The sequence below is a fragment of the Mesorhizobium sp. NZP2077 genome, assembly GCF_013170805.1.
Classification (GTDB): Bacteria; Pseudomonadota; Alphaproteobacteria; order Rhizobiales; family Rhizobiaceae; genus Mesorhizobium.
This window is the reverse complement of sequence record NZ_CP051293.1, coordinates 1,432,997-1,448,378: the sequence shown is the minus strand read 5'-3', so window position 1 is coordinate 1,448,378 and position 15,382 is coordinate 1,432,997. Positions and strand designations below refer to the sequence as shown.

The 15,382-nt window shown below is 63.2% G+C and carries 15 protein-coding genes; 6 read left to right on the top strand and 9 right to left on the bottom strand.

The annotated features are described in order from the left end of the window. Positions 1 to 44 precede the first annotated feature (44 nt). Genes HGP13_RS07130 through HGP13_RS07120 form a run of 3 tightly spaced genes read right to left on the bottom strand, consistent with a single transcriptional unit; the run spans position 45 to position 2,657 of the window. On the bottom strand, positions 45 to 1,127 hold the full coding sequence (locus HGP13_RS07130) for an ABC transporter substrate-binding protein (RefSeq protein WP_172223224.1): 1,083 nt from the start codon (positions 1,125 to 1,127) through the stop codon (positions 45 to 47). A gap of 48 nt (positions 1,128 to 1,175) precedes the next feature. Further along, positions 1,176 to 1,856 carry a transcriptional regulator BetI gene (gene betI, locus HGP13_RS07125; RefSeq protein WP_172223221.1) on the bottom strand — a complete coding sequence of 227 codons (681 nt, stop codon included), beginning with the start codon at positions 1,854 to 1,856 and terminating at the stop codon, positions 1,176 to 1,178. 6 nt (positions 1,857 to 1,862) lie between these two features. Continuing rightward, positions 1,863 to 2,657, bottom strand: a complete 795-nt coding sequence (locus tag HGP13_RS07120; RefSeq protein ID WP_172223218.1) for a methyltransferase domain-containing protein — start codon at positions 2,655 to 2,657, stop codon at positions 1,863 to 1,865. Between the two features lie 279 nt (positions 2,658 to 2,936). Here HGP13_RS07120 and HGP13_RS07115 point away from each other — a divergent pair, with 279 nt between their 5' ends. The 4 genes from HGP13_RS07115 to HGP13_RS07100 are packed head-to-tail and all read left to right on the top strand — an operon-like array spanning position 2,937 to position 7,637. Beyond that, complete coding sequence (locus tag HGP13_RS07115; protein ID WP_172223214.1) at positions 2,937 to 4,556, top strand: NAD(P)/FAD-dependent oxidoreductase; 1,620 nt, start codon at positions 2,937 to 2,939, stop codon at positions 4,554 to 4,556. Beyond that, positions 4,543 to 6,108, top strand: a complete 1,566-nt coding sequence (locus tag HGP13_RS07110; RefSeq protein WP_172223211.1) for an NAD(P)/FAD-dependent oxidoreductase — start codon at positions 4,543 to 4,545, stop codon at positions 6,106 to 6,108. The genes HGP13_RS07115 and HGP13_RS07110 overlap by 14 nt, the downstream gene beginning before the upstream one ends. A gap of 3 nt (positions 6,109 to 6,111) precedes the next feature. Next, positions 6,112 to 7,371 (top strand): aminomethyltransferase family protein, encoded by a 1,260-nt coding sequence (locus HGP13_RS07105; RefSeq protein ID WP_172223208.1) that lies wholly within the window; start codon positions 6,112 to 6,114, stop codon positions 7,369 to 7,371. Positions 7,372 to 7,373: 2 nt separating this feature from the next. Beyond that, positions 7,374 to 7,637, top strand: coding sequence for a hypothetical protein (locus tag HGP13_RS07100; RefSeq protein ID WP_172223204.1), 264 nt, complete (start codon positions 7,374 to 7,376; stop codon positions 7,635 to 7,637). Positions 7,638 to 7,644: 7 nt separating this feature from the next. Here HGP13_RS07100 and HGP13_RS07095 read toward each other — a convergent pair whose 3' ends face one another. The 4 genes from HGP13_RS07095 to HGP13_RS07080 form a co-directional block, all read right to left on the bottom strand. Continuing rightward, positions 7,645 to 8,703 (bottom strand): dipeptidase, encoded by a 1,059-nt coding sequence (locus HGP13_RS07095; protein ID WP_172223201.1) that lies wholly within the window; start codon positions 8,701 to 8,703, stop codon positions 7,645 to 7,647. A 145-nt stretch (positions 8,704 to 8,848) separates the two neighbouring features. After that, positions 8,849 to 9,148 carry a GNAT family N-acetyltransferase gene (locus HGP13_RS07090; protein WP_172223198.1) on the bottom strand — a complete coding sequence of 100 codons (300 nt, stop codon included), beginning with the start codon at positions 9,146 to 9,148 and terminating at the stop codon, positions 8,849 to 8,851. 2 nt (positions 9,149 to 9,150) lie between these two features. Continuing rightward, positions 9,151 to 9,771 (bottom strand): alpha/beta hydrolase, encoded by a 621-nt coding sequence (locus HGP13_RS07085; RefSeq protein ID WP_172223195.1) that lies wholly within the window; start codon positions 9,769 to 9,771, stop codon positions 9,151 to 9,153. A gap of 4 nt (positions 9,772 to 9,775) precedes the next feature. Continuing rightward, a complete protein-coding gene (locus HGP13_RS07080) occupies positions 9,776 to 10,708 on the bottom strand; it encodes a VOC family protein (protein ID WP_172223192.1) in 933 nt (310 codons plus the stop codon). Positions 10,709 to 10,933: 225 nt separating this feature from the next. Here HGP13_RS07080 and HGP13_RS07075 point away from each other — a divergent pair, with 225 nt between their 5' ends. Beyond that, positions 10,934 to 12,499 (top strand): alkaline phosphatase family protein, encoded by a 1,566-nt coding sequence (locus tag HGP13_RS07075; RefSeq protein WP_172223190.1) that lies wholly within the window; start codon positions 10,934 to 10,936, stop codon positions 12,497 to 12,499. Between the two features lie 118 nt (positions 12,500 to 12,617). Here HGP13_RS07075 and HGP13_RS07070 read toward each other — a convergent pair whose 3' ends face one another. Next, positions 12,618 to 13,934 carry a PRC-barrel domain-containing protein gene (locus HGP13_RS07070; protein ID WP_172223187.1) on the bottom strand — a complete coding sequence of 439 codons (1,317 nt, stop codon included), beginning with the start codon at positions 13,932 to 13,934 and terminating at the stop codon, positions 12,618 to 12,620. Between the two features lie 283 nt (positions 13,935 to 14,217). Here HGP13_RS07070 and HGP13_RS07065 point away from each other — a divergent pair, with 283 nt between their 5' ends. Then, positions 14,218 to 15,138 (top strand): diacylglycerol kinase family protein, encoded by a 921-nt coding sequence (locus HGP13_RS07065; protein WP_172223185.1) that lies wholly within the window; start codon positions 14,218 to 14,220, stop codon positions 15,136 to 15,138. Between the two features lie 29 nt (positions 15,139 to 15,167). Here HGP13_RS07065 and HGP13_RS07060 read toward each other — a convergent pair whose 3' ends face one another. Further along, the gene (locus tag HGP13_RS07060; protein ID WP_172223183.1) at positions 15,168 to 15,341 is read right to left on the bottom strand and encodes a hypothetical protein; all 174 of its coding nucleotides are present in this window, start codon (positions 15,339 to 15,341) and stop codon (positions 15,168 to 15,170) included. Between the last annotated feature and the right edge of the window lie 41 nt (positions 15,342 to 15,382).

The window sequence follows — 15,382 nt, the reverse complement described above, 5'->3', positions numbered from 1 at the left end:
CGTCCGCCCGCGCTGTCGGCGGCGGACGGGCAGTCGGGACGAGATCAATAGCCCGCTTTGATCTTCTCGAACTCGGCGATCATCTTCAGTTTGAGGTCGGACGGCAGCGGCGACTGGAACAGCGTCTTGTCGACGAATTTCTGCACGTCGTCATAGCCCTTTTCCTTCAGGATCGCCGGATCGACGCCGGCCATGCCCTTGGCATTGGCCTGGCCATAGCCCCAGTCCTTGACCAGCACCTTGGCGGTCTCCGGATCGTTGACGGCGTTCAGATAATCATAGGCCTTGTCGATATTGCCGGGCGCGTCCTTGAACAGCACATAGCCGCAGACCCAGGTCGAGATGCCTTCGTTGGTATCCTTTACGGACTTGATCGGCACGCCTGCCTTGACCGACTGCACCGTCGCGTCGTTCCAGGCCCAGGCGAGGTCGACCTCGCCGCCGCTCAACAGCTGCACGATGTCGGTGGTGTCGGTCCAGTAGGAGCGGACATTCTTGTGCACCTGGCGCAGGAAGTCGGACGCCTGCTTGAACTGGTCGTCCGTCATCTTGGTCCAGTCCCTCAGGCCGATGGCCAGGCTCGCCAGCGCATAGGCGTCGTCGACATTGTCGCCGATCGACACCCGGCCCTTGAACTTCGGATCGGCGAAGGCCTTCAGCGACTGCACGTCCTTGGCGTCGATCTTGGAGGAGTTGTAGGTGAGCTGCGTGTTGCCCCAGTCCCACGGCATGAACCATGCCTTGCCGTCATCGGTCGTGGCGAGATTTTTCATCGCCATGATGCCGGGATTGAGATCCTTCCATCCGGATATCTTCGAAGTGTCGAGCGGCTGCAGCAGGCCGGCTTCACGCCACTTCGTCACGCTCTGCGAGCAGGGATGGCCGAGATCGGCCTTGAAGCCGGAGCGCACCTTCTCGAACGCCTCATCCTCGTCGCCGAAGAAGGCGAAGGTCGGCGAATCGCCGTTCTTCTCGACATATTTAGGGTGGAAGCTCGGATCCTCATAACCGGACCAGTCGAACACGATCAGATCCTTGTCGGCGGCGACGGCGAACGCTGCCGCCGAAGCCGCAAGCGCGCCGCCCAGCGCCAATGTCAATGTCAGGCGTCGGCTAAGTTTATTCATGCTGTTCCATCCTCTTTTGGTCTTGCCGGTCTTGGCGGCCAGCTGTTGCTAACCGTAATGCTTCGGGAAGGCAGCGGCCAAAAAAGCGTTGGCCGCCTGCAAGGCTGTTTCGCGCGTTGTGTCCTCTGTGCCCATCATCAGCCGCAGCCACAGCCCCTCCAGCATGGCCGACAGCGCCAGCGCCATCACCTGCGGCTCATAGGCATACGAGCCGCTCTGCTTGAGCGTCGTGCAGAGATCGATGAAGACCTGCTGGTAATAATTATCGCGCGAACTGCTCAGCGCCTGGTAGGTCGGCCGCGACTTGGCCTCGCCCCAGAAGGCCAGCCAGGCGGCGAGCTTGCGCTTGTTGCAGATCGAGCGGTCGAAGTCTGCCCACACCAGTTGCTGCAGCTGCCGCGCCGGATCGTCGCCGGCCTTCTGCAGGGAGGCGCGCCAATGCGCCGAGTACTCGTCATACATGTGCTGCAGCGTCGCGATCAGCAGCTTTTCCTTGCTTTCGAAATGGAAGTTGACGATGCCCCGCGAGAGGCCCGCGCCATCGGCGACATCGGCCATCGTCGTCTCGGCGTAGCCGCGCTTGGCCAGCGAATCGATCGTCGCCTCGATCAGCTGCAGCTGACGGACTTCCTTAGAAGCCTTGCGGCCGCGCTTTTCGGCATCGCCCTTTCGCACCGTTTCGGCGAGAATGCCCTCGGAAGTCTTCATGGATGTGACGGTCTCCAGCATTGCCGGCTATGCAACCGGCTTCCAACCGCGCAGATGAGTGGGACGGTGCTCGCCACTGTCAAGCACCTTCTGCATTGCCTCCCAGGTTCGGATGTTCTTGTCGACATAGGCGGCGCCGACCACGGCGGCGACTGGCGCATAGAGCGGTCCTTTCAGCCTTTCCAGTTCGCCGCGCGCCACCTCGCGGTACCAGGGATTGCGGTCGCGCACGGTGACATCGGCAAAGCCGGCGCCACGCATCGCTTGCGCATAGCGCGCCGGCGAGGCCATGGCGAAGGACAGCCCCTCCGCGGCGACATAGGCCTTCATCTCGGGCGACGGTTCGCCGTCATGCCCAATCATCCAGTTGGAAGCGGCAAAGACGCCGCCCGGCTTCAGCACGCGGAAGATTTCGGCGAACAGGCCGTCCTTGTCGGGCACATGCAGCAACGCGTCCTTGGAGAAGACAACATCGAAGGAACTATCGGTGAAAGGCAGTGGCCCGGGTGCCGCTTGAACGAAGCTGGCGCGCTTCGCCAGACCACGCACTGCTGCTCGCCGTCTGGCCGCCTCGATGACCGGCTGCTCGACATCGAAACCGATGGCGTGAGCAGCAGCATGGCGCTCGATCAGATGCAGGGTGATGCCGCCGGAGCCGCAGCCGATATCGAGGATCGTCTTGCCGTTGAGCAAAAGTCCGTCGACCACCCGATCGACCTCATCAGGCCCGCCCGGCGACAGGTAACCATCGCCCCAGAGCGCCTCGAGGAAGCGGATGGCGGTGTCGTCATATTCCGGTTCGGTATCTGCCGTTTCGATCATCGGCCCTCGGTCCCCAATCGCCGAATTGCACACTGTCGAATGTCGGCAAAGCGTAGCGCATGTCAGGGAAAACGCAACACCATTTGTTGAACATTCATTCAGAATGGCTGGACAGAATGGCCGTTACCATGCCAAATTCCGCACATTCGGGAACAGATCACGCAGAAATGAACAGCGGGTCGCACAGAGCAATCCCAGGAAAAGTGTGAGCGGTTTTCCTGGGAAACCGCGCAGCGCTTTCCCTTGGGAATTGCGTAGAACAAAGGGATTGGGGGCACAATGAAAGCTTGGGATGCGATCATCATCGGCGGCGGACACAACGGCCTGGTCAACGCCTGCTACCTGCAGCGCGCGGGGCTCGACGTGCTGGTGGTGGAGAAGAACGAGTGGGTCGGAGGTGCAGCCACCAGCCGCGAGCTGACGCCGGGCTTCCTCTACTCCAACTGCTCCTATGTCTGTTCGCTGTTCCGCCCCGAGATCATGCGCGACCTCGAACTGCCGCGCTTTGGACTGCAGGTCATTTCCTATGAAGGCGGCGCGGTGTTCACCCGCGACGGCGACTATCTCGCCAACTACCGCGACCATGATGCGCACCGGCGCGAATTCGCGCGCTTCTCCAGGCGCGACGCCGAAGCCTATGACCGCTACGCCCGCGACGTGACGCGGCAGTGCCGTTTCATCCAGCCGCTGCTGATGCGCACTGCCCCCGACCCGACCAGCCTCAAGCCGCGCGACCTCGGTGAGTTGCTCTATCTCGGCAGGAAATTCGCCGGCCTTTCGGCTGAGGAAATGGCGCTGACACTGCGCTTCTGGACGATGTCGATCTCGGAGTTCCTCGACGAGTATTTCGAGACCGATGTCATCAAGGCGAATTTCGCTTTGTCCGGCATCATCGGCACGGCACTCGGCCCGATGTCGCCCGGCACAGCCTACGTGCTGCTGCACCATTATATGGGCGAGGTCGACGGCTCGGTCGGCGCCTGGGGCTATGCGCGCGGCGGCATGGGCGCCGTCACCAAGGCGCTGGCCGCGTCGTTCAAGGCCTCGGGCGGAACCATCCGCACCGGCGCCGAGGTCGACCATGTGCTGGTGAACCGAGGCAAGGCCAAGGGCGTGGTGCTGGCCGGCGGCGAGGAGATCTACGGCAAGCTCGTCGTCTCCAATGCCGACGTCAAACGCACCTTCCTGAAGCTGGTCGAGGAAAAGGAATTGCCCGACATCTTCCTGCGCCGGGTGAAGAACTTCAAGATCCGCGGCTCGTCGGGCAAGGTCAACATCGCACTCGATTCGCTGCCGGAATTCCCGGCACTGCCGAAGGATTCGCCGGTCTATCGCGGCGACATGCATTTCACCGATTCGATGAAGCGCATGGAGCGTGCCTATGACGACTGGAAGGCCGGACGCTGGTCGGCCGATCCCTTCCTCGACATGGTCATCCCGACGACGCTCGACCCGACCATGGCGCCGCCCGGAAAACACTTCATGAGCTGCTTCGTGCAATACGCGCCGCCCAAGGTGAACGGCCGCGAATGGACCGATGCCGACCGCGATGGTTTTGCCGAAAGCGTGATTGGGCAGATAGCCGAATACTCGCCGGGTTTTCGCGACCGCATCGTCCACATGGAAGTGCGCACGCCGCGCGAGATCGAGGCCGAGGTCGGCCTCACCGAGGGCAACATTTTTCAGGGCGAACTGACCTTCGACCAGCTGCTGTTCAACCGCCCGGTGCCGGGCTACGCGCAATATCGCTCGCCAGTTGGCGGCCTCTATATGTGCGGCTCCTCGACCCATCCCGGCGGCGGCGTCATGGGCGCGCCCGGCCGCAATGCGGCGGCCGAAATCCTGCGCGATCTTGCCAAATCCACCTCACATATGAGCCCGGCCCATGACGTCATTTGATGCAATCGTCATTGGCGGCGGCCACAACGGCCTCGTCGCCGCCGCCACGCTGGCGAAAGCCGGCCGTAAGGTGCTTGTGCTGGAGGCCGCAAACGATGTCGGCGGCGCCGCGCGCACCGAGGAATTCGCACCCGGCTTTCGCGTCTCCTCAGTCGCCCATGTGCTGAATCGTCTGCATCCCGATGTGGTGAAGACGCTGGAACTGGAGAAGCACGGGCTGCAATTTGCGCGTCCCGACTTTCTGCCGTCGGTGGCGCTGTCGAAAGACGGTCCGGCGCTTATGCTGCATGCCGCCTATGGCGAGGTGCTGACCGGCGCCAGCTCATCGGAACAGTCCGCCTGGAAGGATTTGCGCGCGCAGTTGCTGCGCTATGCCGGCATCCTGAGGCCGTTCCTCTCCCGCCGGCCGCCCGATCTCGCCGGCATGTCGTTGCTCGAGACCGCTGCCCTCGGCCAGACGGCGCTGGCGCTGAAAAAGCTTGGCAAGGAAGACATGCGCGACTTCCTGCGCGTGCTGCTGATGAACGTCGCCGACCTGCTCGACGAGCAACTCAGGGATGACAGGCTGAAAGGCCTGCTTGCCTTCGACGCGACGCTCAGCAGCCATCTCGGCCCGCGCTCGCCAACCTCGCTGCTCGGCCTCTACTATCGCCTCGCCGGCGAGACCGGCGGAGCAGCTGGCGCGCAAATGTTGCCGAAGGGCGGCATGGGCGCTGTCGTCGCCGCCATTCGCGCTTCGGCGGAGAAGGCCGGCGTCAACATTCGCACATCGGTTGCCGTGGCAAAGATCACCGTCGAGAAAGGCCGCGCCGTCGGCGTCGCGCTCGACACAGGTGAGGAGCTGCGTGCCAGGACTGTGGTCTCTGCCATCAATCCGGCGACCACTTTCCTCGACCTCGTCGGGCCGCGCGAGATCGACACCGGCTTCGTGCGCAAGGTGAAAAACATCCGCATGAAGGGCGATGCCGCCAAGCTCAATCTGGCGCTTGACCGGCCGCCGCAGTTCACCGGCGTCGATGCAGCTGGCCACAGAGGCCGGCTGGTCATCGCGCCCTCACCCGACCACGTCGAGCGCGCCTTCAACCCGTCTAAATATGGCGAGTTCTCGCCCGAGCCGGTGATGGAAATCACGCTGCCCTCGCTCGCCGACCCGTCGCTCGCACCCGCCGGCGCCTGCGTGCTGTCAGCGGTTGTGCAATACGCGCCCTACGCACTGAAAGAGGGCTGGGATGCCGGCAAGCCGAAATTCCTCGAGGCTGTTATGGCGCAGCTCGAGGCTTACGCGCCAGGCATCGGCAAGAGCGTTGTCCAAGCCGAGCTTCTGACGCCGGCCGATATCGAAACGCGTTACCGCATGCCGGGCGGCCACTGGCACCATGGCGAATTGCAGGCCGACCAGATGCTGATCTCGCGCCCGGTCTCCGGCTGGTCGGGCTACGACACGCCGCTGGAAGGGCTGTTCCTCGCCGGCGCCGGTTCGCATCCGGGAGGTGGCGTTTCCGGTGTGCCGGGGCTCAATGCCGCACGGCGCATCATTGCGATGAAGGGATAGGTCATGGCCCAGGCGATCACGAAGAAGCCCGTTAAAAAAACGGCCAATGCGGCCGATACCGCCCGCACTGCCACGCAATCCCATTTCCGCACGTTGCGCCTCGGCACGCCGTTCCAGCCGCGCCTCGATGCGCTGGCCAAAACCCAGGACTGGTACAATTGGGCCGGCTACCGCGCTCCGCATTCGCTGTGGGACGAGGAACTCGAATACTTCGCCATCCGCAGCCAGGCGGCTTTGTTCGACATCTCACCGATGACCAAATACCGGATCGAGGGGCCCGGAGCCGAAGCCTTCCTCGATCGCATTACCTTGCGCGATGTCACCAAGCTTAGGCCGGGCCGCGTCCACTACACGGCATGGTGCAACGACGAGGGTTTTGTGCTGGACGACGGCACGCTGTTCCGGCTGTCGGCGACGCGCTTTCGTCTGTGTTCGCAGGAGCGGCATCTGCCGTGGCTGCTCGACAGCGCCATTGGCTTCGATGTGACGGTCGAGGAGGAAACCGAGGCCGTCGCTGGGCTCGCGCTGCAGGGACCGACCTCCTTCGCCGTGCTGCGCGATGCCGGCTTCGCCGGCGTCGAGAAATTGAAGATCTTCGACCTCGCCGATTTCCCGCATGATGGCGGTACCATTACCATCTCGCGCACCGGCTTCACCGGCGATCTCGGCTATGAACTCTTCGTGCCGGCCGATAAGGCGTTGAGCCTCTGGGACCGACTGATGGCGGCGGGCGAACTGCGCGGCATCCGTGCCATCGGCTACACCGCGCTCAACCGCGCGCGGCTCGAGGCCGGTCTGATCGTTGCCAATGCGGACTTCACCACGGCCGAGCATGCCATCCGTGCCGATCGCTTGCGCAGGCCCGACGAGATCGGCCTAGGCTTCATGATCGATCTGGAAAAGGGCCATTTCAACGGTCGCCGGGCCATCCTCGAAGCGCGCGCCAAACGCAAGCTGCGGCATGTGCTGGTCGGGCTGGAGATCGAGGGCAACATCCCGGCCGAACACGCCATCGTCTATTACAAGAAGAGCCAGGAGGTCGGCCTGGTCAGCGCCTCCATGTGGTCGCCGATGGCCAAGCGCAACATCGCCATCGCCTCGCTGGCGCGGCCTTACGGTGATACCATTGTGGAGGACCTCTGGGTCGAGATCTACGCCATGCGCGAGCTGCAGTATCAGAAGCTGATGAAGCGGGCCAAGGTGGTGGCGCGGCCCTTCATCAAGCTCGACCGCCGCATCGCCAACCCACCAGCGGATTTCTGACCATGGCCGCCGAAGCGGACAAGCGGCAAGAAGATGGGGAGGCCGCCGAACAGTGGGAGCTGGTCAACACGCCGCTCGGCGAGAAATGGTCGGGCCGCACGCGCTATGCCGCCGCCATGTTCTTCTACAAGCGCGATGAGATGAGCGCCGAAACGCTCGAAGTCTACCGCATCTGCGCGCGGCTCGATTCGGAAAACCCGCTGCCGATCATCCGCGATCGTGGCGTCGGCAAGGACTGGCTGAAGCGCATGGGCTTCGGTCAGTAGCGTCGCCTCAGCCTATCGTACGCTCGAGCATGCTCAGCCAGTTGCGGTAGGCGATCTTCTCGATCAGCGCCCGGCCGAAGCCACGCGCGGTCAAGGCATCGATCAGCTTCGGCAGGCCGGCGACGTCGCCGATGACCGCCGGGATCATGGCGCCGTCGAAATCGGAGCCGAGACCGACGCCATCCTCACCCAGCGCCTGCAGCAGGGAATCGACATGGCGCACCATGATGTCGAGGCTGGTGTCGGCATTCATGCGGCCGTCCTCGCGCAGGAAGCCGGTGGCGAAGTTCAGACCGACCATACCACCGGACTCGCGGATGGCGCCGAGCTGCCAGTCGGTGAGGTTGCGCGAATGGGTGCAGAGCGCATGCACGTTGGAGTGGGTGGCGACCAGCGGCGCATCGCTGAGCGCGGCGACGTCGCGAAAGCCTTTTTCGTTGAGATGTGAAAGATCGATCATGATCTTCAGCCGATTGCAGGCCTTGACCAGCGCCTTGCCGGCATCGGTCAGACCCGGGCCGGTATCGGGCGAGGATGGAAAGCGGAACGGCACGCCGTGGCCGAAAGCATTCGGCCGGCTCCAGACGATGCCGAGCGAGCGCAGACCGGCGGCATGCAGCACGTCGAGCATTGTGAGTTCGGGATCGATCGCCTCGACGCCCTCGATGTGGAATACCGCGGCGATCGTGCCTTTGGCCATGGCGTTGTGTATGTCGGCGGCAGTCCGGCAGACGGCAAGAGCTCCGGCCCGTTCCAGCCGGAACAGGATCGAGGCCATCGCGATCGTCGAGTTGAGCGCATCGGCGCGCGGCACCTCCGGCGGCAGCGGCTCGCTGTCGCTCGGCGCCAAGGGTACGGCGCTGCGCCTGGCTTTCTCGACCGGCGGCGGAAAGATCGCGAACATGCCGCCGGCAAAGCCGCCCGCCTTGGCGCGCGGCAGATCGATATGACCACCCGACTTGCCCTCGACGAACAGCTTTTCGACGTCCGTGTCCTTCGATTGATACAGCCTGAGCAGCGTGTCGTTGTGGCCGTCGAAAACGGGGACGAGATCTGTTTCGGTCATAGGGGGATCATTCAATTCGTTTGTCGGCACGGCGATATATCATATCTAGGCAAGATATCCGGCCGCGGCAAATGACAAAGCCAATCGGCAGCGGGGACCGTCCCTCTCATCCCCCTGCTGCCTATCAATGATGTCCCTGCATTCCCTACTGTTTCAGCACATCCGCCCATTCCGGATGCCGACGGAACTGGGCGTTTGCGAACGGGCAAAGCGGGATGATCTTCTTGCCCACTGCCCGCGCATCCTCGACGGCGCGGGTGACGAGCCGAAGCCCGGCACCCTGGCCGCGAAACGCGTCCGGCACTTCCGTGTGGTCGATGATGATCTGGTGTTCGCCGATCTTGGTGAAAGTCATCTCGGCCTCGGCACCGCCGGGCCCGCGCAGGACATAGCGACCCTTGGAGCCGTGGTCTTCCAATTCGATTTCAGGCAGTTGGTCGGGCATGTCTACACTCCTTGAGCGACACCGGCGAAGAGCCGCCGGGCCGCCTCGATTTCATTCGGCCGCACCTCGTGCCCGCCTTCGTGCCACTCCACTGTGACATCGGCACCGTCGGTGCGCAAATAGGCCTCGAGCCGTGTCGTCAGGTTCGGCGGGCAGATCGGATCGCGCTTGCCGGCGGTCAGCAGGATGTGGCGGCCGGCAAGGCTGCCCTTCACTTGCGGTTCGAACGGGATCAGCGGATGCATCAGCACCGTGGCGTCGAACAGCTCGGGCTCCGCGAACACCACCGAGGCCAGGATGTTGGCGCCGTTGGAATAGCCGAGGCCAAGCACCATCGACGGCTTCGCCGCTTCGACATGCGCCTTGACGAATTCAGCCATCTTGTCCGTCCCCCGCGCCAGGTCGTCCATGTCATAAACGCCCTCGCCGGTGCGGCGGAAGAAGCGCGCCGCGCCATGTTCGGAGACATCGCCGCGCGGCGAGATGATGATGGCCTCGGGCACGAGATCGCGCCCCAGCGAGACGAGCTGGCTCTCGTCACCGCCCGTGCCGTGGAAGACGAAAAGCAGGGGGCCGCCGGGCGAACCGGGCAGCATCTTGTTGATATAAGCTTCCTTGCTCATGGTCTCAGCCTTCCAGCTTCTGCAGGTGCTGTTCGAGATAGGGCCGCAGATGCTGATGCTGCGTCGGCAGCTTCAGCGCTTCGCCCAGATGCGCGGTGTCCTCGTCGCGGTCGAAACCCGGCTCGTTGGTGGCAACTTCGAACAGCACGCCGCCCGGCGTGCGGAAATAGATCGCCCAGAAGTAGTCGCGGTCGATCACCGGCGTCACCCCATAGCCCGTGTCTATCAGCGCCTTGCGCACTTCGAGCTGCTTGGCGCGGTTCTCGACGGCGAAGGCGACATGGTGGACCGAGCCGGCGCCAAGATCGGCAAAGGCCGCGGTCGGCAGCGATTCGATGTCGACGACATCGGCACCATTGCCGTTCTTCACGGCAAGCCGCCTGACATTGCTTGATTTATCGACTTCCTCGTAGCCCATGAACTTCAACAGCTCCTCGGTGGCGCCGCCATCCTTCAGCCTCAGCGAAACCGAGTGAAAGCCGCGGATCGCTTGGTCGGTCGGAATGCCGCCTTTCACCCAGGGCAAGCGGCGGTCGGCCTTGTCCTCGACGAGCGCGAAACTGTCGCCGTCGGGGCCGGCAAATCCGAGCCGCTTCTCGCCAAAACTCTCCTCGCGGGAAATACCGGTCACGCCTTCGTCAGCGAAGCGCTTCTCCCAGTAGGCGAGCGTGCCTTCCGGCACGGAATAAACCGTGGTGCCAACTTCGCCGACGCCGTGACGGCCCTTGCCGATGTTGGGAAACGGAAAATAGGTCATCACTGAACCCGGCGTACCAGCCTCGTCACCATAATAGAGGTGGTAGACGTCGGGCGCGTCGAAATTGACTGTCTTCTTGACCCGGCGCTGGCCGAGCTTGTGAGTGAAGAACTCATTGTTCTGCCGGGCATCCCTGGCCATCGAGGTGACGTGATGCAGGCCCTTGATCTGGTCGAGCATTGTCTTGCTCCTTCCCTTGGTGTTTGTGCGGCCCTTGCCGCTGTCCACGCCAATATGAGGACACGGCCGCTTGCGGCAAGGCGGCAAACACAGAATGGACTGTGCTGTAAAAGTGAACAATCAAAAGAGATTTGTTCACCAATCGACTAACACAGGCGGTCTTGCGCCCTTGCCGGAAATCGGTTCCATGAACGGCATTCGACCATCCAGCGAAAGGTATCGCGCGTGACAGCAAAAGCCAGGCGCCCGAATGTTCTCCTGATCACCTGCGACCAGTGGCGCGGTGATTGCCTGTCGGCCGCAGGCCACCCCGTGGTGAAGACGCCGAACGCCGACGCACTGGCTGCCGAAGGCGTGCTGTTCAAGCGCCACTATGGCGGCGCGGCGCCGTGCTCGCCGGCGCGTGCCTGCCTCTACACCGGCCTCTACCAGATGAACAACCGCGTCTGCCGAAACGGCTCACCGCTGGACGCCCGTCATGGCAACATCGCGCAGCACGCGCGCAGCATCGGCTACGATCCGACGTTGTTCGGTTACACCGACGTGTCGCTCGATCCGCGCCTGCTGGCGTCCAACGATCCAAGACTGAAAAGCTACGAAGGCGTGCTGCCCGGCTTCACGGCACGGCAATTGCTGCCCGAGCACCAGAAGCAATGGCTGTCCTGGCTGAAGCAGCAAGACATCGATGCCAGCGCCGGATCTCCGGGCATTCACCGTCCCGTTGGCGAGGACGACGACACCGACGCCGTGACCGAGGCGCCACCAATCTATTCGAAAGACCATACGCCGAGCGCTTTCCTTGCCGGTGAATTCATCCGCTGGCTCGGCGAGCAGGAGCAGGCCACGCCCTGGTTCGCGCATCTCTCCTTCATCAGCCCGCATCCGCCCTTCATCGTACCGGAGCCCTACAACACACTATACGATCCGGCCGAAGGCCCGGTCTTTCACCGCGCGGAGAGCTGGCGGGCCGAAGCTCAAAGCCATCCCTATCTCGCCTATGATCTGAGCCGGCAGAAACGCGCGAAGTTCCGCCCCGGTGCCGCAGGCAAGGTGCACGACTGGAGCGAGGACGATTTCCGCCGCATCCGGGCGATTTATTACGGCATGATTTCGGAGGTCGACGCACAGCTTGGCCGCATATGGCAGTCACTGAAGGCTTCGGGCGCGTGGGAGGACACACTCATTGTCCTCACTTCGGACCATGCCGAGATGATGGGCGACCATTACATGCTGGGCAAGGGCGGCTACTTCGACGGCAGTTACCACATCCCGTTGATCATCCGCGATCCGCGACATCGCAAGGCTGCCGGCAGCACGGTCGATCGCTTCACCGAAGCGGTAGACATCTTGCCCACGCTGATAGATCTGCTTGGCGAGGCCCCCGAACCGCATCTCGACGGACACTCGCTGAAACCGTTCCTGAGCGGCGGAACCCCCGCTATCTGGCGTGACGCGGCGCATTGGGAATTCGATTTCCGCTCGATCGCAGGCGGCGAGGCCGAGCAGCATTTCGGCATTGCCTCGCGCCAGTGCAACCTCGCAGTCATCCGCACCAAAAAATTCAAGTACGTGCATTTTAGCGGTGGCTTGCCACCCTTGCTTTTCAATATCGAGGCAGACCCTGGCGAGCTGACCAACCTCGCCACCAGCCCCGCCCATCTGTCCACCCGTCTGGAATTCGCCGAGCGGCTCCTCGCCTGGCGGGCAGAACATCTCGACCAGTCACTGGCGCTGGCGGAATTGACGGACAATGGTGTGGTGGGACATGTGAGTAAGGCAATAAGGGAATAGGGCAGTAAGGCAGTATGTTTGGAAACACCGGCACCGACGCCGGACCCTACTGCCCTACTGCCCTACTGCCCTACTGCCCTACTGCCCTACTGCCCTACTGCCCTACTGCCCTACTGCCCTACTTCACGATCAACCGCTGCTGATCACGCTTCTCGGCATAGCTGCCCTTGTCATAGGCAGGCTGTGCCTCGAGTTGTTCCTTGGTGAATGTCGTGTAGAGATACTTCTTGCCGTCCTTGTCGGTCATGAACTTCAGATTATCCAGGCCGACCGCCACTTCCTTCTCGCCGATGCCGAGGAAGCCGCCGACATTGACGATCACCGCATCGGCCTTCTTGTCAGGCGCCAGCACGACATCGCCGATCTCACCAACCTTGGCGTCGTTGGCGCCATAGACGGTGGTGCCCTTCAGGTCGTCAGCCCTGATCTCGCCGACCGGCATCGCGGTCAGCGTCGACTTGTCAATGGCTGCGGTCTCGGTCTGGTCGGGTGCCGAGGCGTCGGGCGCGGCCGGGGCTGCAGCCGTCTTGTCCGCGGGTGCGGCAGCAGGAGCCGTGGTCGCGGCCGGCGCGGTTGCCGCCGGCTCATTGGAAGCCGTCGTTGCCGGCACCGCGTCATAGGCCTTGCGGTTGAAATCCGGCTGCGCCTGCAGCTCTTCCTTGGTGGTCTGCGCCACCAGCCAGCGGTCGCCGTTCTTCTCCGCCCACTGTGCCTTGCTGAAATCATAGGTGACGTTCTTGGCGCCAAGACCAAGGAACCCGCCCACGCCGATGACGAGGGATTCAGCCTTGCCGTCCCTGGTCAGCACGATGTCGTTGACGCTGCCAATGTTCTGCGCGTCATCGCCGGTGCCGTTGTAGACGGTCTCGCCGATGATGTTGGTGGCGAGATTGCCGTCAGCACGCTTCACCGGCTCGGCCGGAACCGCGGCAGGCGCCTGTGCGCTATCCGTTGTCGCAGGTGCCGTCGGTGCTGCTGCGTCGGTAGAAGTGGCAGGCGCCGGTGCCGGCCCATAGGGCTTGCTGTCGAACTCCGGATGCGCCGTCAGTTCGTCCTTGCTTGTCTGCGCAACCAGCCAGCGGTCGCCGTTCTTCTCGGCCCATTGCAGCTTGTCGTAGTCGAAGGCGACGTTCTTGGCGCCAACGCCAAGGAAGCCGCCGACCCCGATGACGACCGATTTCGCCATGCCATCCTTGTCGAAGACGACATCGGTGACCTTGCCGATGTTCTCGGCATCGTCGGCGGTGCCATTGTAGACCGACTCGCCGATGATGTTGGTGACGATGCTGCCTTCCGCGCGCGGCGCCGGAGCGGTGGCCGCAGGCTCCTGGACGGACGGCGCGGCGGCGGGAGCCGGGGTCGTAGCGGTCTGCGCAAAGGCGCCCGTCGCGACCAGCGTTGCGAGTGCGGTCGTGGCTAAAAGGGTGCGGATCATGATGGTCTCTCCTGATGCGTGATTTCGTGCAAGCCGCGCCTGGTCGAAGCGTCGCTGAGAAGATCGGCGCGGCATCTCTACGGGTTCACAACGTCGTGACCATGCTGTTGTTCCGACAAAATTGACGTGGATTTCCTCGCAAAAAAACACGGAGCGGTTGTGCGGAGGCTGAAGAACACGCGCGCAATTGCACCGATTACGACGGAACCTTACCTGCACCACCACGTTTCAGCCTACGGCTGGGTTTTCCGGTCTGTTTTGGGCTGGCATTACGGAGCGGGGCATGAAATTTGCGGCGGTGCTGAACCGGGACGGTGGCACCTTGCGCACCACCGACCTCGCCGCTTTTTCCGACAGGATGCGTCAGACGCTGGAAGCGGCAGGCCACTCCCTGAGCATCGACCTGGTTGCCGGCAAGGACGTGGTGGAAGGCCTCGACAGCGCTGCTTCGCGCAGCACCGTCGATGTCGTGCTGGCCGGTGGCGGTGACGGAACCATTTCAGCAGCAGCAGCCAGGCTGATGGGCACGAACAAGGCGCTGGCCATACTGCCGGCCGGCACCATGAACCTGTTCGCGCGCGGCCTCGGTATTCCGCAGTCGCTCGATGCCGCACTGAAATCCTTAGCCGACGGTGAGGTCATCGCGGTCGACATGGCCATCGCCAACGGCCGGCCCTTCATCCATCAGTTCTCGATCGGCATGCATGCCAAGATGGTGCAGTTGCGCCAGGGAATGGAATTCGGCTCGCGCCTGGGCAAGATCGGGGCTTCGGCCAAGGCGGCGTGGGCGACGATCAAGAACCCGCCGGCGATGAACGTCACGCTCGGCATCGGCGAAGCCGAGATGACGGCGCGCATATCAGGCATCGGCGTCACCAACAATCTGTTCGGCGAGGGCCACCTGCCTTATGCGGACAACCCTTCGGGCGGCGTGCTCGGCATCTATGTCACGGTGGCGCAGCAGCGCGCCGAACTGGTGAAATTCCTCTTCAATGTGGCGCGCGGCAAATGGCGCGATAACGAACATGTCGAAATCCATCAATCCGACCGCACCGTCCTGAAAATCCATTCCGGCAGCAGAAGGTTCCGCGCCGTCATGGATGGCGAACTGGTCAGGCTGGAGCGTGAGACGACGATTGAAATCCGGCCCGGCGCGCTGAATGTCCTGGTGCCGGCCAGCATTGCCGCGGCAAAGGCGGCCTGATGCGCTCCCAGATGATGATGGCCGGAGATCTAGCCGCCCGGCGCATTTCCTTGCTCCGTCGCCGGCGTCTTGGCCGCCTCACCATAGATTTCGGCGATGCCCCAGGCGGCAAAGGCCAGAAGCAGCGCGGCGATCAGGATACGAAGGCCATGCCAACCCCACCGCCCCTGACGCGCTTTGTCTTCGGAGATAATCTTGGTCATGGTGGGTCCTTGTCTCGTTTTGCCCCAGCCAGCCCGCGCGG